Here is a 20,539-nt window from a genome sequence, read left to right on the forward strand (position 1 = left end):
TACTTATCTTGAACCTTTTTGTCCCAGCCTCTTCAGGGATTCATTTTTTAATTATCTTCAAAGAAATTTTTGATTGCTTGCTTATTTTTCTCAGAGTCTATTTGAAGCGCACTACCATCATTATTTGTATTAATATCTTGATAGCTTCCTTTAATAGGGACTGTCAAAGATTGCACATCTTTATCTCCACGAATTCCAAAACTTATACCTGTTTGAAAAATCGCAGAGTTAGGCATATTTGTATTAACATAACCTCTTAAAATACCAGCAACTTTTGGTAGTTTCGCAACTGTATTGAAATTAACTAACTCTTGCTTTAATGTTTGCATCACTTGTTGTTGTCTTCTCACACGACCAAAATCGCCTTCCGGATCATGACGGAATCTAGCATAACCAAGTAATTCTTTACCATTTAACTTATGATGTCCTTTTTTCAAAGACACACCTATATTTTCAGACATGTCTTTTTCCACATCAATTGGGACACCATTAGGCTGTAGTTCATCTATCATTTTTTCAAATCCAGTAAAATCTACTACAGCGTAATACTCAGGATTAACACCTAAATTTTTGTTAAGTGTTTTTCTTAACAATTCCGGGCCTCCAAGTGAATATGCGGCATTAATTTTATATTTATCATAACCAGGAATATCAGCATAAATATCTCTCATGACAGACATCATTTTCATTTTTTTATGTACGTAATCATATTGAACAATCATAATCGAGTCAGTACGTGATTTACCACCTTGAGCCTTATCCGCGCCAAGGACAAGAACTGAAATCTTCCCATCATTTTTCATATTCCCATTAAATTTATGCACCTTAACATCCTTAGCATGTTCTTTAGCATACTTCATACCACTGTTATACTGATGGGTAATATACACAATGATAGAAATTAAAATAATTAGGATGACTAAAATGATAAAAGGTAACTTCCGCATTCTTTTTTTATTTCTTCGCCTAGAAGGTGTCGAAGTTGTTCCTTTCTGTCGTCGATACTCTGTTTCTTTAATATCCTTCTGTTCAGTCATATTTACCTACCTTATACCTTCAAAATTACATATCTATATACTATAATTAATATGTATTAACGTTATAGAAAAAGTATTCAAATTGCAAGAGTTTTTTAATAAATGGTACTAAGGTCCAATGAGAGGATGGCATAAATGAATATCAATACTGCATACTTTGCTGGTGGCTGTTTTTGGTGTATGACTAAACCTTTTGATACATTCGATGGTATCGAAAAAGTCACGTCGGGATATATGGGAGGACACTTAGTTAATCCTTCTTATGAAGAAGTAAAAACTGGATCTACTGGGCATTATGAAGTGGTTAAAATTGAGTATGATGTTGCTCTATTTTCATATCATAAATTATTAGAAATTTTCTTTTCAGTTATAGATCCTTTGGATGATGGTGGTCAATTTCAAGACAGAGGTTCTCAATATAAGACTGCTATTTTCTATTCAAATGAACATCAAAGACAGTTAGCAGAACAATATATATGTGAACTCCAAGATAGTTTTAACGCTGATAAAGCAATTGCAACAAAAATTTTACCGGCATCAACTTTTTATGAAGCGGAAGTATACCATCAAGATTTCTACAAAAAGAACCCTGAACGTTATGAACAAGAACAACAAGATCGTGCTAATTATGTCAAAGATAATCATATGTAAATAATAGATTGGACCATGATTCATTTTGAATATATCATTCCATCTTGAGAATAAAAAATATGAATGAAGAATTTTGATAAAAATATTTTTTCAATTAAGTCAACAACTACCTTACATTAAAAATGCCTGGAACAACAATTGATGTTCCAGGCTATATTTATGGATATTTAGAGATAAATGTTTAAAATATTCATTATTTATGGCGTATGACTCTCATCACTTTAAGCATACTCTCCCACAGAGAATAATGCTTTTGATAAACTAAAAATCTAGGTTCCCAATTGGGGCTATATTTTTCTTTATAACGTCTTAATCCTTGAAAACGATATAAACCATTGAAATGTTCAAATACACGTCCTGCCATTCTCTCTCTTAAATAAGAATAATGCAATTGACCTACATTCGAGAGTGTCGCCATTCCCATATTAAATGCTTTATACCCCTTTTCTTTACTCCATAACAACATATGAAGATATAATCCATCCATTAAAGGTAAATCCAATTCAGGCAACCATCTAATTAAATCAACAGATATTGCATTATTAGAATAAGTAGGCATCAAACTACAAAATGCAATCATCTTGCCAGAATGATCTCTCATTACTCCAATAGGTGCTTTCGATAAATAAGTTTGAGTAAATTGACCTACAGAAAAATGCATTTCACTTCTTCCATCCAACCATTTATCACTCACAAATTTAAGTTCATCAAAGAAATCTTGAGTAAATGGTGGTTCAATAATTTCAAAATTGATATTTAAATCATCAAATTTATTGAGCGTCGCTCTGAAACCACGTCGCTTTTTACCAGATGTTGTAAACGTTGTTAAATCAATAATAGCTTCTTCACCTAATTTGAAGAATTGATTCCCAAAATTATGATATAAAGGCATATATTGATCACTTATTTGATAAAAAATAATCTCATAACCTTGATACTCTGCAAACTGATAAAATGCTTCTAATAATGACTCGAATGATTTAGTATTGCCAATTGGATCACCCAAAACGACAAGGGCATTGGACTTATATCGATACATAATAAAAGAATCTTTATTTTCATTAAAGAAACAATCTTTGTCACCACTATAAACAAGGTGACTTAAATAATTACCACCGTATTTTTGAATAATTGCATCGCAAAGTGTTAAATCAATGCTATGATGAGGGCGTTTATACTTATAGTCAAAAAGCCAAGCAATAACGCCAACGAGTAGCATAATAATAACAATGGTCATCCAAAAGTAATATCGTAATAAAGACGTATCAATCTCAATATGATAAACATCTAATGCATATAAAGTTCCTGATATTAAAATATGATTTAAATAAAGAATAAAGATACTAAGAAGTAGCATAAACGCCAACTTTTTAAAGCGTAATGGTCGTTTAAGTACTTGCGCACGTTGATAAGCTAAAATCAGTAACACAAATATGATAATGAGCCATGACAATAATAAAAATGACGCATAAGTATATATAGTCGCACTAGCAATTAAAATAATAGAAATAAAGGCATAAATTATTGCACGACGACTGCCTTTATAAATACCTCTTACATTTAAAATAAGTAACAAACAAGCACTCGTTTGTATAGCTAAAGCAATATAATAGGCAAAATGATTTCCATCATACAATCCATCATAGACAATAGTTAAATTGTTAATAAAGAAAATAATACTAGTTAAAAATATTAAAATCGCTAACGAAAATGAAGGCACTTTAGCTAAAATATCTTTCTGATAAGACCTCAAAAATGAAGTGAAGTCTTTTACAGGTATAAAGTACTTCGAATTGTCGAGATATTTTTTAGCAGTATTTCCAAATTCAAATGAAGATAGTATAAGCGCAATCATCACTGGCACAAAATAATAAGCAAATCGATATAAAACTAATGCTAGAAGTATCTTTTCTTCAGAAATACCAAGTGATTTCAGTCCTAGTAACACGACTAAATCAAACGCGCCAAAACCACCTGGAATAAAACTAACTAAACCAGATAAAGCTGCAATAACAAATATACCTACAAAAGTCATAAATGAGATATGTATATCGACAATCAATGCAGCAAAATATAATACAGTAGCTGCTGCCATCCACTCAACACATGATACAACTGTACAATACACACCCATATAACGATTATTTCTATCTACAGGTCGTGCGACGGTATAAAAAATAAAAATTGGTAAAAATAATGCAACAATATATAAAATCCAACGTACCCACGAAATTTCATCAATCATGTGAGAAGCATTAAATATACGCAGGACAACTAAGATGGATAATAAACTTAATCCCGTAAGCATAGATACTAAAATAATAGAAATATATTGTACAAGTTTTTTCGTGTCATTAGTATAATTTTTATACACAAAAGCTCTTACGCCTGCACCTATAAACCCTCCAAAACCAATTATAGAATTAAGGGCGTTGATAATATAACTCACTCTAAAGACTCTAATCAACGGCATTTTAAGTTTAAGAGCCTTTACTAAAATAATATCGTACAGTGATAATAAGATGAGTGACAGTCCCCCACCAGCAAATAGTAGTACGAGCCATAATCTATTAATTTTGCCGAACTGTATGAATGTCTCTTTAAAATTGATATGTGATAATTCTCTATAGAGTGTAAAAATTACAAAGATAAATAAAGCAGTGGCGAAAATAAATTTAAAAAAAGAAAGTAATTTACTTTTTAATTCTTGTGTCATGTTTTCACTTCGATTCTAATTCAATATGATATATATCAAAATATATCATAAAGCTATGTCATATAGAATATCAATAAGCAAGATGAACCTTACATTATTGTAATACAATTTTCACATCATCCGCGAGATTAATTTGAATAAAATCATTTATCATATGATTACTAAGCATATCATGATTGCAAATGTATGTGATTTAAAAATAAAAAAGACTGGAACATTGTTGTTTTGTTGTTCCAGTCTAAAATTATATATATTATTGTTTAATTCCTTTTTCTTCTTCAGTGATAGTGTACTCACCAGCATCATTTCCATAGTAGCGATTGTATCTTCGTTTAAATAACATAAATATGTGTGAAACCAATACCTTAAGTACAGCGTATAGAGGAATACCAATAATCACACCAACAATGCCCATTAAATTTCCTGCACATAATAAAATGAAAATAATTGTTAAAGGATGAATTTTCAATGTTTTCCCCATAACGTTAGGAGAGATAAAGTGGCCTTCAAAGAATTGGACAAGCGTCCATACAACAGCTAACTTTAATAACATTAAAGGTGAAGTAATAATCGCGATAACAATCGCAGGTGATATTGCTATTGTCGGTCCTAAATAAGGAACCACACTAGTTACTGCAGCAATACTTGCTAAAACTAAGGCGTACTTAAGACCAATAATTGAATAGCCAATAAATAGTAATAATCCAATACAAAATGACACAATAATTTGACCTTGAATGTATGAACCAACTTGTACACTCATCTTTTCTAACAAGTCATGAAAATCTTTTCTAAATTTAGGTGGCATAATTTTTGTAGTATAATCTTTAAATTTATGACCATCTTTTAACATAAAGAATAACACAAAAGGTGTAGTCCCAATAACAATACCGATATTTGCGACTGCCTCAGCAAAAGTTGCGAGTTTAGATCCAAATCCGTCTGAGTAATCTGAAACCATAGATGGTATCTTTTTCTGAGCAGATTCTAACCATTCGTTCACTTGTCCCATGTAACCAGATAAAATGGTATTATTATTAAGTTTATCAAGTGAACGCGTAATTTTATGTAAATAATTAGGTGTATTTTTGATAAAACTTTCTATCTGTGATCCAATAATTGGAATAAGTAAATTAACTATTAATGTAATAATACCAACAATTGCAACATAAATAATTGTTATACCTAATAGTCTTGGAATACGATATCTCTCCATCATATTTACAATAGGATTGAATAAATAAAATAGCACTAATGAAACAATAATAGGTGCTGCTATTGTATTAAATACAATAATAAATGGTTGAAAGACATATGAAATTTTATCAAAGATAAAAATGACAATACCTAAAAGAACCAATGCAATTAAAGCATAAATAAGGTCATTTCCGCCTAAAAACCTCATAAATCTAGACTCTGACAAACTAAAAAAATGGCTTTTTTTTCCATTTATTTCTTTTTCATTTTTCATTAAATTCACCACGCCTTAAAAATACATCTATTTACTTTTTAATTTATTGTAAAAATAAGCTTAAAAACACAATATTTATCTTACCACAAATAACAATACTCTAATCATTAAAGTCACTTTTCTTATTAAAAGAATATTTTAAGATTTATTCACTACTAATTTGAACTTCAAAATGATTGATATGTAATGTTAAATAAACTATTTCCGCTTCGTATACATACACACTAAACTCACGTTGAATCATTTTTAATATTTTATAAGCCGTATTAAAACTACGAGGATACATAGTTTTTATCATCGATATAAAATTCTCCTGTGCTTCTAAATACTCACCTTTAGTTAATCGATATATTAAAAATTGTATGTGTCTTATAAAACGCTGATATTGTATTGTTTGTTTATCAATTGAATGTTGTAAATCAGTTTCAATAATTGTAATACTCTTATTGATTAACTTGTTTATTACTGAAATATCGTGAATTGATAATTTTTCAGAGTTGGATGCAATATGTAATGCGATGAATCCAATTTCATCTTCTGGAAAATGTACGTCTAAGGTTTTATTTAATTTATCGATTACCTTTCGAGCAACATTGTATGCATTACTATAGAGATGTTTTGTTTCAATCACAAATGGATTTGTAATCATTTGATGTTGCTTAAGTCTTTTATAGGCATAAATGATGTGATCTGTAAGTGCAACAACCAAATTTTTATCATCTGTAATTAGACCAGATTCATTGATAATATTAACTGATTCTATCACCGCTTGAACAACATGATCTTCTCCGAGCTCCAAAAGTGTTTTGTAGTGTTCTTGTTGCTCTTGTTGTTCTAATTTATAAATTTTTTCTATTGAAGCATTCTCTTGAACTGTCATACCAACCTTTTTATTAAAACCAATACCTTTACCAATTAAAACAACCTCTTGATGATTTTTTGTGCATATGATGACATTGTTATTGAGTGTTTTCGTTATTACATACTTGCTCATCATAATCACCTTTCTAATATCATTATTAAAATTATAATGCTTAATACCTAAATTGAAAAGGAATCTATTTTGAAATTTTTTACTGTTATATAGAGATTGAATCAATGACATCAATACTTTAAATCTTGCCAAAAATAAAGCGGCTTGATACATCAAGGGATATGTATCAAGCCGTTATTTTATTGATTTATTCACTATTTTTTTGGCATTTTTGCATGTTGTCCCCAAGTCTCAATGCCAAATAAATTTATTTCTAAGTTTTCGGGTTTAAACACAGGTCTCTTACCTTCTTTACGCTGTCTTTGATAATCTTTCATCACTGCAAACGCAATATTCGACAAACCTATAATTGATATGATATTTACTATTGCCATAAGACCCATAAATAAATCGGCAGTACTCCAAACTGTTTCTGTTTTAGCAACAGCACCTACAAATACTAAAAGTACTACAAAACATCTAAAAATAAATAATATCATCTTATTGTTAGATAAAAATTCAATATTGGATTGTCCATAGTAATAGTTACCTACAACAGATGAAAATGCAAATAAGGTAACTGCTACAGTTAAGAAAATACCTCCTGCTGAACCTAAATGTTCGTTCAACGCTGATTGCGTAACTGCTACACCTTGAGGCGCGCTATCACCAAATTGCAAACCAGAATATAATAAAATCATAATTGCTGTAGCTGTACAAACAAGCATAGTGTCAAAGAATACACCTAATGATTGAATTAAACCTTGTTTAACGGGATGGGGCACAGCAGATGTAGCAGCAGCATTAGGTGCAGATCCCATACCAGCTTCGTTTGAGAATAAACCACGTTTAATACCTTGAAGAATAGCAGCTCCTACAGCACCACCAGTAACCTGCTGAACTCCGAATGCACTTTTAATAATAGTGCCAATCATAGGTACAATTTGATCTATATTGAGTAATAAAATGATTAAAACCATACCTATATAAACAATAGCCATAATAGGCACAATAAGTGAAGATAGTGTAGCTATGCTACGAACACCACCAAAGATGATAATACCTGTAATAACTGCAAGTACTATTCCAGTAATTACCGGGCTAATATTGTATTGTGTATTTAATGATTCAGCAATTGTATTCGCTTGAACAGTATTAAATACAAAAGCAAATGTAACTGTAATTAAAACAGCAAATACAATTCCAAGCCATTTTTGGTTTAGCCCTTTTGTTATGTAATAGGCTGGTCCGCCACGGAATCCACCTTCTTTGTCATGTACCTTATAAACTTGAGCAAGCGTTGCTTCCATAAATGCACTAGCTGCACCAATAAAAGCAATAATCCACATCCAGAAGACTGCACCGGGGCCACCAAGAACAATAGCAGTTGCAACACCGGCAATATTTCCAGTTCCTACTCTTGACCCAGCACTAATCGCAAAAGCTTGAAATGGTGAAATACCCTTCTCACCACTACTTAAAGTTTCTGGCTTTTCAGTTAATGCTCTAAACATCTCTGGTAACATTCTGAGTTGAATAAATTTAGAACTAATTGTAAAGAAAAAACCTGCTGTTAATAATAATCCAATAAGATATTGAGACCAAATTAAGTCATTCCCGACTTGAACAAATGTTTTAAACCAGCCAGGAATTAAGTTATCAAAATCTTGCAAAACGAATCCCTCTCATCCACTTAAATTTATCGTTTTAAATACACCAAGAGATTTATGCTTTAATTTCATTAACAAAGATTAAACATTCATATTAACAATAAATGTATATTATCACTTTGATAGTTCAAATTAGACATAAATCCCTTGTGCTCATTTTAGTTGCTATTATTAATTTTTATTTTATCATTTTATTTTGTGATTGCATATACTTTTACTCTAGAATCATACTTTCTACTTCTCCAAAATCATCAGTATCAATAATAAATGATCCATTAGTATATTGTTCAGATAAGTGTACATCATCGATATTACCATATTCTTCATGATGTTGAGAGAATACAATATATTTCGTGTGATTTTCTTTAACTACTGCACCTGCCACAATTCGATGCGGTTTTTTCTTTAATTCTTTTAGTAAAGTAATTCCACGTTGTGCGCGTTTAGCTTCTTGAAGAACATTAAAATCAATACGCTTCATAGCACCACGTTGTGTAACCATTATTATGGAATCTGAGTCGTTCACATCTTCTGTCATAACAACATAGTCTTCATCTTTAAGATTAATTGATTTAACACCAGCTGCTCTTAAGCCTGTATCCGATAATTCATTAGTTGAATAAGTTAATGACATGCCTTTATGGGTTAGAACAGTAATTAACTGATCAGACTCTAATCGAACGACATTAATAAGTTCATCTTTGTCTTTAACCTTCATATTTATGAGTGGTTTATTAAACCGAGTAGTTTTAAATTGTGAAGCACTACTTTTCTTAATCATGCCGTTTTTTGTAGCCATAATATAAAAGGCTTCATTTTTAAAATCTTTTTCGTTGTATACATTTACCACTTCTTCATCTTCATCTATTGGCACAATTTGTGATATGTGTTGACCAAGCTCTTTCCAACGGATATCGGCTAATTTATGAACAGGTATAAACAAATATCTACCTTTATTTGTAAATACAAGAACAGTATCTTGAGTATTCACGCTTTCATGTTTTAATAAACGGTCGCCGTCCTTCAAACCGATTTCAGTCACACCACTTGCGTTAAAACTACGTGTAGATGTACGTTTTATATAGCCATGTTGCGTCAAACTTAAAATCACTTCTTCACTAGGCACCATAACTTCTTTATCAATTTTGATTTCGGAAATTTCAGCTTCGATTGTAGATAGTCGATCCACTTTAAATTTCTTTTTAATTTCATTTAGTTCATCTTTAATTACTGCTAAAAGTGCCTCATGATTATCTAAGATATTTCTTAATTCTTTTATTAAAGCTTCTAACTCTTCATGTTCTTTTTTCAAAGCTTCAATGTCAGTATTTGTTAATCTATACAGCTGTAACATGACAATAGCTTCTGCTTGAGCTTCAGTAAAGTCATACTCTGCAACTAAATTATCTTTAGCATCTTTTTTATTTTTAGAATTACGTATCAATGCAATAACTTCATCAAGTATAGATAAAGCTTTCATTAATCCTTCCACAATATGCATACGTTTTTCAGCTTGCTCTAAGTCATAACGCGTTCTATTTGTAACCACTTCAATTTGATGATTTAAATAACTTTCTATAATTTCACGTAATCCCATCAACTTAGGGCGACCTTCACTAATAGCAACCATATTAAAATTATATGAAATTTGTAAATCCGAATTCTTATATAAATAGTTTTTGATTGATTCGCTATTAGCATCTTTTTTTAATTCGATTGCAATTCGTAATCCAGTTCTATCAGTCTCATCTCGAACTTCTACAATACCATCAACCTTTTTATCGGCACGTAATTCGTCAATTTTTTTAACTAAACTACTTTTATTCACTTCATACGGAATTTCAGTCACAATTAATTGTTTACGTCCACTTCTTAAAGGCTCTTCATCTACTCGTGAACGCACGACAACCTTTCCTTTACCGGTCTCATACGCTTTTTTTATACCTTCTATTCCTTGAATGATACCACCTGTAGGAAAGTCAGGCCCTTTGATATATTTCATCAGTTGATTAATTGTAATATCAGGTTGATCGATATACTTCAATGTGCCTTGTATTACTTCGGCGAGGTTATGCGGCGGGATATCAGTAGCATATCCTGAAGAAATCCCCGTAGATCCATTAATTAATAAATTAGGGAATCTCGCTGGTAATACCATTGGTTCCAAAGTTGTGTCATCATAGTTTGGAATAAATGATACTGTTTCCTTATTAATATCCCTTAATAGTTCTTCTGATAATTGACTAAGTTTAGCTTCTGTGTAACGCATAGCAGCTGGAGGATCGTTATCGATACTACCATTATTACCATGCATTTCAATTAGAACATGACGTAACTTCCAATCTTGACTTAAGCGCACCATAGCATCATATACTGAAGAGTCTCCATGAGGATGATATTGACCTATTACATCACCGACAGTTTTCGCACTTTTACGGAAATTTTTATCATACGTATTCCCACTTGAATACATTGCGAATAGTATACGTCGTTGTACTGGTTTTAAACCATCACGTACATCAGGTAATGCACGTTCTTGAATGATATATTTACTATAACGTCCAAATCGGTCACCAATAACATCTTCAAGTGACAAATCTTGAATTATCTCACTCAATTCGTTTCCTCCTCAATATATTTTTCATTCTCTAGTATTTGGACTTCTTTATTATCCAAAATGCTTTGATCTTCTTGCATACCAAATTCAACGTGTTTTTCAATCCACTCTCTTCGTGGGGCAACCTTATCCCCCATCAAAGTAGTGACACGTTTTGATGAACGAACTTCATTTTCAACTTGAACTCTAATTAATGTCCGAGTTTCTGGATTCATGGTAGTTTCCCATAATTGTTCTGGATTCATTTCACCAAGACCTTTATAACGCTGTAATATGAAACCTTTTCCTAATTGCTTTTGTAAATTTTCTAATTCTTCATCAGTCCAAGCGTACTCAACTTTTTTATTCTTACCTTTGCCTTTTTCTAATTTGTATAAAGGCGGTAACGCAATAAAGACACGTCCAGCTTGAACAAGTGGTTTCATATATTTAAAGAAAAATGTAAGCAATAATACTTGAATATGTGCACCATCCGTATCAGCATCTGTCATGATAATAATTCTGTTGTAATTACTATCCTCAATTTTAAAGTCAGTACCAACACCAGCACCAATAGTATGAATAATCGTATTAATTTCTTCATTTTTAAAAATATCCTCTAAACGTGCCTTTTCTGTATTAATAACCTTTCCACGAAGAGGTAAAATAGCTTGGAATTTACGGTCGCGTCCCAATTTTGCAGAACCTCCCGCTGAATCACCCTCAACTAGATATAACTCGTTTTTATCAGTATTTTTACTTTGCGCAGGAGTTAACTTACCTGATAACAATGTATCTTTACGTTTATTTTTCTTTCCGGAGCGTGCATCTTCTCTAGCTTTACGAGCAGCCTCGCGTGCTTGTTGAGCTTTAATTGCTTTTTTAACTAATGATTTAGATAATTGGCCCTTTTCTTCTAAGTAATATGGTAATTTTTCTGAAACAACAGAGTCTACAGCACTCCTTGCTTCTGAAGTGCCAAGTTTTGATTTCGTTTGCCCTTCAAATTGAAGAAGTTCTTCTGGTATACGTACTGAAATTATCGCTGTTAAACCTTCGCGTATATCATTACCGTCTAAATTTTTATCTTTATCTTTCAGTTCGTTTATACGACGTGCATATTCATTAAAAACACGAGTCATCGCCGTTTTGAAACCAACTTCATGAGTACCTCCGTCCTTTGTACGAACATTATTTACAAAACTTAATATGCTCTCAGAGTACTGATCATTATATTGGAATGCTACGTCTACCTCTATTCCATTGGAATGCCCTGCAAATGTAGTAACATCATGTAATACTTCTTTACCTTCATTGACATAACTAACAAATTCTTTAATTCCTTCTTCGTAATGGTAAATTTCTTCTCGTTCTTTTCCACTACGTAAATCAGTAAGTGTAATTTTTAAATCTTTAAGTAAAAATGCAGATTCTTGTAAACGCTCACTTAAAATATCAAAATTAAAAGTCGTTGTTGACTTAAATATTTCTGAGTCTGGTTTAAATGTAACTTTAGTACCAGTTTTTTTTGTTTTTCCAGTTTTTACTAAACCTGTCGCTGGAATACCACCATTTTTGAAATTTTGTGTGTAGATATTACCATCTCTATGAATTTCAACTTCAAGCCATTCACTAAGGGCATTTACTACAGAAGCACCCACCCCATGGAGACCTCCAGATGTTTTATAACCTCCTTGTCCAAATTTACCTCCAGCATGTAAAACAGTAAATATAACTTCTGCAGTAGGTTTGCCAGACGCATGTATACCTGTTGGCATACCTCGACCATTATCTTCTATAGAAATACTACCATCCTGATTAATTGTTACTGTAATCGCATCACCATAACCATTTAATACTTCATCGACGGAGTTATCGACAACTTCATATACAAGATGATGTAATCCTCGTTTATCAGTTGATCCAATGTACATACCAGGTCTCTTCCTAACTGCTTCTAGTCCTTCAAGTACCTGAATTGAATCATCTGAATAATTATTTTGTTTATTCATTGCCAATGATTTCGCCCTCCTACAAACGTACGTTCGTTATTAAAACTATACAATAGTTATTCTTATATAAATTCACCTAAATTGCAAGTGTCATTTAAATTACTAAGTTGTTTGAGTAACTTTATTGAATTAAATTAAATTAACAATGTTCTAATTAATATTGAGTGTGGTAGAATGAAGCTAAGTTTCTAAAGGATGTGTAAGTTTTTATGATGATCATCGTCATGTTAATCTTGAGTTATCTGATTGGTGCATTCCCAAGCGGGTTAATTATTGGTAAATTATTTTTTAAAAAAGATATAAGACAATACGGTAGTGGAAATACTGGAGCAACTAACAGTTTTCGTGTTCTTGGAAGACCAGCTGGATTTATAGTTACGTTTTTAGATATTTTCAAGGGATTTATTACAGTCTTTTTTCCACTATGGTTCTCAGTTCATGCGGATGGTGTTATAAGCACCTTCTTTACAAATGGTTTAATAGTAGGATTGTTTGCAATACTCGGTCACGTGTATCCAATATATCTGAAATTTAATGGCGGAAAAGCAGTAGCTACCAGTGCAGGAGTTGTATTAGGTGTCAATCCTATTTTACTTCTTATCTTGGCAATTATCTTTTTTAGTGTATTAAAAATCTTTAAATATGTTTCTTTATCAAGTATCATTGCAGCAATTAGTTGTGTGATTGGTTCAATCATCATTCATGATTATATTTTACTTGCTGTTAGCGGAATTGTTTCAATCATATTAATAATTCGACACAAATCTAATATAGTTAGAATTTTTAAAGGAGAAGAACCTAAAATTAAATGGATGTAACTCAAATTTCTAATTGCTTAGAGCCTGGGACTTCAAATCAATGTTCCAGGCATTATTAATATATTAGCGATTAATAACTTAATTGCCAAAATAAAATAAAGACTTAAAATTTTGAAAAGATTCATTATTTTCCATGAATTTATATTTACTCGATTACAATAAAAGAGCATATCCAATGTATTATGCTATCATGCCTTTAAAATTTAGATAAATAAAAATTTAAAAAAGTAAGGTGATAACACTATGAATATAAAATTAACTCAAAAGGCAGTAGAATGGTTTAAAAACGAATTGGATTTACCTATAAGCAATAAAGTTCTTCAATTTTATGTAAAATATGGAGGAGAATTCCAATTAAAACAAGGATTTAGTCCAGCGTTCACCGTAGAAAATAAAGATGCTATTGATATAGGTTTTGAACAAACATTCTATGAAATAAATGTCGTTATTGCGGAAAAAGATTTATGGTATTTTCAAGATGAAAAACTAACTGTAGATGCAATCGATCATGAAGATGAGATCATCTACAAACGAAATTAATATAATTATACATATAAAAAAAGAAGCGATAAAAACTACTTCGCTTCTTTTTATAAATGATTAATGCCAAACGTAACCTCAGCATCTTTACCTTCTTTATTTAACTGGTTAACTTTACTATAAGTCTCATGCCACTCAGGAAAATATCTATCCAAGCGTATGGGTTTAAATGTATCTGCTTTAATACAGATAAGTTCTGTTGAACCAGTAGTAGCTAACTCTCCATTTTCATTATAAACCTCATAACAATAAGTTGAACGTAATCTAGAATATTTTTCCACCCATGTTTTTACTGTCACCTTTTCAGGATAGTAAATTGATTTTTTATATTGCACTTTTAAATCTACAACTGGTGAAATAACACCTTGTTCTTCCATAGAGGCATAACTGAAGCCAAGCTTTCTTATATAGTCTGTTCTCGCAACTTCAAACCATGTTGCGTAGTTACCGTGATAGATAACCCCCATTTTATCGGTTTCTTGATATCTTGCTTCAATTTCAGTCAAACTGTATATCATTGGAATAATCCTTCTTTCAACTTTAACTTATTCTTTCAATTAAGGATAACATAAAGCAGTCATGCCAACACAATAGTTAGCATGACTGCTTGTACTCAATAGTGAGTCAAAATCATATTAAATTACTGCGCAAGTTTATTTCTTAGTACCATTTGTAAAATACCACCATGACGATAATAATCTAATTCTACTAGTGAATCAAAACGTACAATAGCTTTGAAATTAATGATTTCACCATTTTCTTTTTTTGCAGTCACATTTACAAGATCATGTGGCTGTACATCTTCATTAATATCTACAGATATTTCTTCTTTTCCATCAAGACCCAGTGCTTCTGCAGATTCTCCTTGTTGGAATTGAAGCGGTAGTACACCCATCATAACTAAGTTAGAGCGATGAATACGTTCATAGCTTTGTGCAATGACAGTTTTAACTCCTAATAAATTGGTACCTTTTGCAGCCCAGTCACGAGAAGATCCCATTCCATAGTCATTACCAGCTAAGACAACTAAGCCAGTTCCATCTTCTTTATATTTCATTGCTGCATCATATATAGGCATTATTTCTCCGGTAGGCCAATATGTTGTAAATCCGCCTTCAGTACCTGGAGCAAGTTGGTTTTTGATACGAATATTGGCAAATGTACCACGTACCATAACTTCGTGGTTACCGCGACGGGAACCATAAGAGTTAAAGTTGCGAATTGCAACATCATGATCTAATAAGTATTTTCCTGCTGGTGTATCTTTACCGATAGCACCTGCTGGAGAAATATGGTCTGTTGTAACAGAATCACCAAATTTACCCATAACTCTCAAACTTTTAAGTGGTTCAATTTTACCCGGCTCTTTAGATAATCCTTGGAAAAATGTTGGATTTTGAATATATGTTGAATTAGGATCGAAATCATATAATGGTTCATCGGTTACATCTATTTCATTCCACATTTCATTGTTATGATATACATTTTTATATTCTTCTAAGAATAGTTCAGGTGTAACAACTTTATCTACAGTATCAGAAACTTCTTGTATTGAAGGCCAAATGTCTTGTAAATATACATCTTTACCATCTTTACCTTTACCAATTGGTTCATTTTGTAAATCAATATCTACTGTACCAGCAAGCGCATAAGCTACAACAAGTTGTGGTGAGGCTAAATAGTTTGCTTTCACTAATGGATGGATTCGCCCCTCAAAATTACGATTACCTGATAAAACTGAAGTTACTAATAAATCTTCATCCGCAACTGCCTTTTCAATTTCAGGTAATAGTGGCCCTGAGTTACCAATACATGTAGTACAACCATAACCAACAAGATTGAAACCTAAATCATCTAAATACTGTTGTAATCCAGAATCTCTTAAATATCCTGTAACAACTTTTGAACCTGGAGCAAGTGACGTCTTAACAAACTCTGGTACTTTCAATCCTTTTTCTACAGCTTTTTTAGCAACTAAACCAGCACCTAACATAACATATGGATTAGAAGTGTTAGTACATGAGGTAATAGCAGCAATTGCTATATCTCCTGTTTTCATTGTTGCTTTAGATCCATCATTAAAATTAATTTCTGCTTTTTTATCAAATTCACTTTGATCAAGTCCATGTCCTTGATTACCAGCAGGAGCAGTTACTGATTTTTCAAATTCTTTTTTCATATCACTTAAGAAAATTAAGTCTTGTGGACGCTTTGGACCAGAAAGTGATGCCTCTACTGTAGATAAGTCTAAATCAATAACATCTGTATATTCAGGATCCTCTTTTTCTACATCAAAGAACATATGGTTTTGTTGTAAATATTCTTTAACCAATTCAATATGTTCTTCGTCACGGCCTGTAAGTTTCATATATTTCAATGATTCTTCATCTACTGGGAAGAAACCACACGTTGCACCATATTCTGGAGCCATGTTAGCAATTGTAGCTCTGTCTGCTAATGGTAAATGTTGAACACCTGGACCGAAGAATTCAACAAATTTTCCAACTACACCTTTTTTACGTAATTCTTCAGTCACACGTAAAGCTAAATCCGTAGCTGTTGAGCCTTGTGGTAAAGAGTGAGTTAAACGCACTCCGATAACTTCAGGAATTGGGAAATATGATGGTTGTCCTAACATACCTGCTTCGGCTTCGATACCACCAACGCCCCAACCTAGAACACCAATACCATTAATCATTGTAGTATGTGAATCAGTACCTACTAAAGTGTCAGGAAATGCTGTTTTTTCACCATCAACATCTCTTACATGTACTACATTTGCTAAATACTCTAAGTTTACTTGATGGACAATACCTGTAGCAGGAGGTACTGCATTATAGTTATCAAAAGCTTTTGTTGCCCAGTTTAAAAATTGATAACGTTCATAGTTACGTTCAAATTCTAATTTCATATTACGTTCTAATGCTTCTGGATTAGCGTAACTATCAACTTGAACTGAATGGTCGATAACTAAATCCACAGGTACTTCTGGGTTGATTTTATTAATATCCCCACCAACATCATTCATAGCTTTACGTAAAGAAGCCAAATCTACTACTGCTGGCACACCTGTAAAGTCTTGTAAAATAACTCTAGAAGGTTTGAATGGAACTTCACCTTCGTTACCTGCATTTCCGAATTTACTTAATGCTTTGATATGATCATCTGTTATAACAAAATCATCCTCTTGTCGTAACACAGATTCTAACAATACGCGAATTGAGTATGGTAATTTAGAAATTTTAGCTAGCCCTTTTTCTTCTAATGTTTGTAAGTCATAGTAAGTATATGATTGGCCATTTAATTCGAATTGTTTCTTTGCTTGTTCTTTAATATTAGAAGCCATTTTATATCCCCCTTGATATTTATATATATTTATATGCCGTTAATTAAATTGTATTATTATATGTTTATCAAAACAACTATGTACCGTTAGAAAACGCTTTATTTTCATTTCGCTTTTGTAATCAGTTTATATAAGAAAAACTTATCTTAAAATATTTGTGCAATAAGAAAATGTTATTAATTGAGAATGGTTATCAATAATGAACATCATTTTAAATCTCAAACTACTATTCAGTTTCTTCATACATATTGAATGACTAAAACTTATAAGCGTATGCACTCAAAAATGAAATGATATCAATTTGATACTGTATCTATCTGCAGATATGATAATAAAATTTTAGTTGTGAGACATTAATGATTTTTATTAAAAAAACCTGAGACAATTTTGTTTGTCTCAGGTTAATAAAGCAATTACACACTATTCTTCTTTTTCTTTATTTCTTCTAACTTCTCTTTTTTCAAGAATATCTGTTTCATAATCTTCTTGTTGATATTTAACATATTCTTGTAAGCGATGTTTATTTGGCGTAAGTGTTAATCCAAGGAATTTACGTTCCTTATTTGCATCTTTGTAGAAACTTATCATCATCATTATGACGACGAATGAGAATGGGAAGGCACTTATAATGGCAGCACTTTGAATAGCATTCAAGGCTTTAGAGCCATCTCCTCCACCAGCTAATAATAGTACAAAGGCAATAAGTGCTTGCGCAACTCCCCAGGTTACTTTAACTAGACTACTTGGATTTAATGATCCAAATGTAGTTTGCATACCTAATACGAATGTTGCTGAGTCAGCTGAAGTAACAAAGAAAGAAGCGATAAGCAATAATGCAATGATAGATAAAACAATACCTAACGGAATATGGTTGAATACACCAAATAACTGTGTTTCAGGTGACATTTTAAAGAGACCCGAATCTTTTTTACCAGCTTCAATGCCTAATACGCCGAAAACACTGAACCATATAAAGCTAACAAGTGCCGGTACTAATAAAACACCTGAAATAAATTCTCTTATAGAACGTCCTTTAGATACACGTGCGATGAATACACCAACGAATGGACTCCAACTTAGCCACCAACCCCAATAGTATAATGTCCAAGTTGACATCCAATCACGCTTTTGACCGTTTAACGCAGCAGTATCAAAACTGTTAAATAAGAATGAATTTAATAAGCTACCCGTAGAACTTGTCATCATATTTAAGATTAAAACAGTTGGTCCAACAATTAAGGTTACAATCATTAATATCGTACCAAGACCTATATTTAAATTACTTAAATATTGAATTCCCTTGCTTAAACCTGACCAAGCACTAGCAATAAATAAAATTGTTACGACAACAATAATAATACCTTGAACAAAAGTGTTGTTCGGCACACCAAATAAATAATGCAAGCCACCATTAATTTGAAGTGCGCCCATACCTAGAGACACAGCTACACCAACTAATGTAGCAAAAACAGAAAGTACATCAATAAGAGTACCTATTGGTCCTTCAACTTTATCTCCCAATAATGGACGTAAGGTTCTAGAAATTAATCCAGGTTCACCTTTACGGAATTGAGAATAAGCAAGTGCTAAAGCTACCACGCCATAAATTGCCCAAGCATGGAATCCCCAATGGAAAAATGTAGATCTTAAAGACTCAGTGTAGGCCTTTGTCGTTTCAGGATCAGCTGTTGGTGGAGCAGCAAAATGTGCCATAGGTTCAGCTGCACCATAGAATACTAAACCAATACCCATACCAGCACTGAATAGCATTGCGAACCAAGAAATTGTATTAAATTCTGGTTTGTCATTAGGTTTACCTAATTTAAGTTTCCCAATTGGACTGAAAATCAAGAAAACACAGAAGAATACAATTACTGTTGTTAAAATAAGGTAATACCAACCCAAATTATTAGTAATCCACATCTTAGCCGTATTAGTAACGCTATCGAATTTCTCAGGCCAAACAGCACCGATAATCACTACTATAGCTGCAATAATTGAACTATAGATGAAAACCGAAGAAAACTTTTTATTTTTCTTCTCTTGTGAAGAAGAATTCATAATTAATTACTCCCTTCATTCGAATATTTAATTTTTCAAGGCAGTAAAATCAAAAAATTAAATTTTATTTTAAAATTTTTAACTTTACCAATACACTTTAATAGATTAACAAAGGTCTTCAACATTATCAAATTTACATAATTATAGTATTTGCTAAAATATTTATATGTTGTATAATCAGAAATATATTTTAAAAGAAGGGTTATGCTTTATGTTAAAAGAATTTAAAGAGTTTGCACTCAAAGGCAATGTTTTAGACTTAGCTATTGCTGTAGTTATGGGAGCAGCGTTTAATAAAATAGTTACATCCCTAGTCCAATACATCATCATGCCATTAATTGGTAAATTATTTGGTTCAGTTAATTTTGCTGAAGATTGGTCTTTTTGGGGGATTAAGTATGGACTTTTCATACAATCAATAATTGACTTCATCATAATTGCTTTTGCTTTATTTATCTTTGTTAAGATAGCTAATACAGTTATGAAAAAAGAAGAGAAAGAAGAAGAAGTAGAAGAAAATACTGTTTTATTAACAGAAATTAGAGACTTGCTTAAAAAATAATCAAATCACTATATCCAATTATAGAGACTTAAAGAAATTATACGTGTTCTTATTAAAGTATTGAAAAATCAATAGCTTTAAATTAG

At 31.8% G+C, this 20,539-nt stretch carries 14 protein-coding genes; 4 read left to right on the forward strand and 10 right to left on the reverse strand.

The window, feature by feature from the left end; all coding sequences use genetic code 11:
- Nucleotides 1-47: 47 nt before the first annotated feature.
- The gene (locus HMPREF2576_RS07695) at nucleotides 48-1,037 is read right to left on the reverse strand and encodes an LCP family protein (protein WP_001831067.1); all 990 of its coding nucleotides are present in this window, start codon (nucleotides 1,035-1,037) and stop codon (nucleotides 48-50) included.
- Between the two features lie 135 nt (nucleotides 1,038-1,172).
- On the opposite strand from HMPREF2576_RS07695, the gene msrA reads away from it, so the two are divergent.
- On the forward strand, nucleotides 1,173-1,688 hold the full coding sequence (gene msrA, locus HMPREF2576_RS07700) for a peptide-methionine (S)-S-oxide reductase MsrA (RefSeq protein WP_002456531.1): 516 nt from the start codon (nucleotides 1,173-1,175) through the stop codon (nucleotides 1,686-1,688).
- A 193-nt stretch (nucleotides 1,689-1,881) separates the two neighbouring features.
- Here msrA and mprF read toward each other — a convergent pair whose 3' ends face one another.
- From mprF to parE, 6 genes are all read right to left on the reverse strand, one after another.
- Nucleotides 1,882-4,404, reverse strand: coding sequence for a bifunctional lysylphosphatidylglycerol flippase/synthetase MprF (gene mprF, locus HMPREF2576_RS07705; RefSeq protein WP_002456532.1), 2,523 nt, complete (start codon nucleotides 4,402-4,404; stop codon nucleotides 1,882-1,884).
- Between the two features lie 253 nt (nucleotides 4,405-4,657).
- On the reverse strand, nucleotides 4,658-5,875 hold the full coding sequence (locus tag HMPREF2576_RS07710; RefSeq protein WP_002446374.1) for an AI-2E family transporter: 1,218 nt from the start codon (nucleotides 5,873-5,875) through the stop codon (nucleotides 4,658-4,660).
- A gap of 145 nt (nucleotides 5,876-6,020) precedes the next feature.
- Nucleotides 6,021-6,869 (reverse strand): glucose PTS transporter transcription antiterminator GlcT, encoded by an 849-nt coding sequence (gene glcT / locus HMPREF2576_RS07715; RefSeq protein WP_002456203.1) that lies wholly within the window; start codon nucleotides 6,867-6,869, stop codon nucleotides 6,021-6,023.
- Between the two features lie 194 nt (nucleotides 6,870-7,063).
- Nucleotides 7,064-8,521: a glutamine transporter AlsT gene (locus HMPREF2576_RS07720; RefSeq protein ID WP_001831046.1), complete on the reverse strand. Its 1,458-nt coding sequence runs from the start codon at nucleotides 8,519-8,521 to the stop codon at nucleotides 7,064-7,066.
- Between the two features lie 211 nt (nucleotides 8,522-8,732).
- Nucleotides 8,733-11,135 (reverse strand): DNA topoisomerase IV subunit A, encoded by a 2,403-nt coding sequence (gene parC / locus HMPREF2576_RS07725; protein WP_001831210.1) that lies wholly within the window; start codon nucleotides 11,133-11,135, stop codon nucleotides 8,733-8,735.
- Nucleotides 11,132-13,126, reverse strand: coding sequence for a DNA topoisomerase IV subunit B (gene parE, locus HMPREF2576_RS07730; RefSeq protein WP_176746950.1), 1,995 nt, complete (start codon nucleotides 13,124-13,126; stop codon nucleotides 11,132-11,134). The genes parC and parE overlap by 4 nt, the downstream gene beginning before the upstream one ends.
- 209 nt (nucleotides 13,127-13,335) lie before the next feature.
- On the opposite strand from parE, the gene plsY reads away from it, so the two are divergent.
- Nucleotides 13,336-13,944, forward strand: coding sequence for a glycerol-3-phosphate 1-O-acyltransferase PlsY (plsY, locus tag HMPREF2576_RS07735; protein WP_001831258.1), 609 nt, complete (start codon nucleotides 13,336-13,338; stop codon nucleotides 13,942-13,944).
- A 243-nt stretch (nucleotides 13,945-14,187) separates the two neighbouring features.
- A complete protein-coding gene (locus HMPREF2576_RS07740) occupies nucleotides 14,188-14,484 on the forward strand; it encodes a HesB/YadR/YfhF family protein (protein WP_001831009.1) in 297 nt (98 codons plus the stop codon).
- 50 nt (nucleotides 14,485-14,534) lie between these two features.
- On the opposite strand, the gene menI is transcribed toward HMPREF2576_RS07740, so the two are convergent.
- The 3 genes from menI to HMPREF2576_RS07755 all read right to left on the reverse strand — a co-directional run bounded on the left by menI (nucleotide 14,535) and on the right by HMPREF2576_RS07755 (nucleotide 19,891).
- Nucleotides 14,535-15,002 carry a 1,4-dihydroxy-2-naphthoyl-CoA hydrolase MenI gene (gene menI / locus HMPREF2576_RS07745; RefSeq protein ID WP_001831194.1) on the reverse strand — a complete coding sequence of 156 codons (468 nt, stop codon included), beginning with the start codon at nucleotides 15,000-15,002 and terminating at the stop codon, nucleotides 14,535-14,537.
- A gap of 122 nt (nucleotides 15,003-15,124) precedes the next feature.
- Nucleotides 15,125-17,830 carry an aconitate hydratase AcnA gene (gene acnA / locus HMPREF2576_RS07750; RefSeq protein WP_002456207.1) on the reverse strand — a complete coding sequence of 902 codons (2,706 nt, stop codon included), beginning with the start codon at nucleotides 17,828-17,830 and terminating at the stop codon, nucleotides 15,125-15,127.
- A 420-nt stretch (nucleotides 17,831-18,250) separates the two neighbouring features.
- The gene (locus tag HMPREF2576_RS07755; protein WP_001831122.1) at nucleotides 18,251-19,891 is read right to left on the reverse strand and encodes a BCCT family transporter; all 1,641 of its coding nucleotides are present in this window, start codon (nucleotides 19,889-19,891) and stop codon (nucleotides 18,251-18,253) included.
- 211 nt (nucleotides 19,892-20,102) lie between these two features.
- Between HMPREF2576_RS07755 and mscL the strand changes: the two genes are divergently transcribed.
- Entirely contained in the window at nucleotides 20,103-20,453 is a 351-nt protein-coding gene (gene mscL, locus HMPREF2576_RS07760; protein WP_001831237.1) for a large conductance mechanosensitive channel protein MscL, read from the forward strand.
- Nucleotides 20,454-20,539: the final 86 nt, after the last annotated feature.

It is taken from the genome of Staphylococcus sp. HMSC063F05 (assembly GCF_001837075.1).
In the GTDB taxonomy this organism is placed as follows: Bacteria; Bacillota; Bacilli; order Staphylococcales; family Staphylococcaceae; genus Staphylococcus; species Staphylococcus epidermidis.

What these genes read in the sequence shown, in the direction of transcription:
- mscL (WP_001831237.1), top strand. Translation starts at nt 20,103, where the DNA reads ATGTTAAAAGAATTTAAAGAGTTTGCACTCAAAGGCAATGTTTTAGAC.
- acnA (WP_002456207.1), bottom strand. Translation starts at nt 17,830, where the DNA reads ATGGCTTCTAATATTAAAGAACAAGCAAAGAAACAATTCGAATTAAAT.
- parE (WP_176746950.1), bottom strand. Translation starts at nt 13,126, where the DNA reads ATGAATAAACAAAATAATTATTCAGATGATTCAATTCAGGTACTTGAA.
- menI (WP_001831194.1), bottom strand. Translation starts at nt 15,002, where the DNA reads ATGATATACAGTTTGACTGAAATTGAAGCAAGATATCAAGAAACCGAT.
- HMPREF2576_RS07710 (WP_002446374.1), bottom strand. Translation starts at nt 5,875, where the DNA reads ATGAAAAATGAAAAAGAAATAAATGGAAAAAAAAGCCATTTTTTTAGT.
- glcT (WP_002456203.1), bottom strand. Translation starts at nt 6,869, where the DNA reads ATGAGCAAGTATGTAATAACGAAAACACTCAATAACAATGTCATCATA.
- HMPREF2576_RS07755 (WP_001831122.1), bottom strand. Translation starts at nt 19,891, where the DNA reads ATGAATTCTTCTTCACAAGAGAAGAAAAATAAAAAGTTTTCTTCGGTT.
- HMPREF2576_RS07740 (WP_001831009.1), top strand. Translation starts at nt 14,188, where the DNA reads ATGAATATAAAATTAACTCAAAAGGCAGTAGAATGGTTTAAAAACGAA.
- plsY (WP_001831258.1), top strand. Translation starts at nt 13,336, where the DNA reads ATGATGATCATCGTCATGTTAATCTTGAGTTATCTGATTGGTGCATTC.
- HMPREF2576_RS07695 (WP_001831067.1), bottom strand. Translation starts at nt 1,037, where the DNA reads ATGACTGAACAGAAGGATATTAAAGAAACAGAGTATCGACGACAGAAA.
- mprF (WP_002456532.1), bottom strand. Translation starts at nt 4,404, where the DNA reads ATGACACAAGAATTAAAAAGTAAATTACTTTCTTTTTTTAAATTTATT.
- msrA (WP_002456531.1), top strand. Translation starts at nt 1,173, where the DNA reads ATGAATATCAATACTGCATACTTTGCTGGTGGCTGTTTTTGGTGTATG.